Source organism: Streptomyces beijiangensis (assembly GCF_017315755.1).
Lineage (GTDB): Bacteria > Actinomycetota > Actinomycetes > Streptomycetales > Streptomycetaceae > Streptomyces > Streptomyces beijiangensis.
The window spans coordinates 1-236 of sequence record NZ_JAFLRJ010000790.1; the positions used below are offsets into that span (position 1 = coordinate 1).

At 68.6% G+C, this 236-nt stretch carries 1 pseudogene; it reads right to left on the reverse strand.

Annotation, left to right across the window (positions count from 1 at the left end):
- Positions 1-236 (reverse strand): annotated as a pseudogene (locus tag J0695_RS39120) (phosphoglycerate dehydrogenase); the annotation flags it as partial.

Sequence of the window (236 nt, forward strand, 5' to 3'; positions counted from 1 at the left end):
CCGCTGGAGAGCGTGCCGCGGACGGTGACGACGTTGCGGTGGTCCGGGGACTCCGAGCTGGTCGTCAGGCGGACCTCGACACCGCGCTCCTGGGCGAAGAGCGGGGCGTTGACGTAGGAGACCGTCTCGTCGACGACGTCCTCGAACACACCCTTGAGCGCGGAGAGTTCGAGCACCTTGACGTCGTGCTGGGTGATCTCCCCGTACACCTCGACGTCGAGGCGGGCCGCGACCTC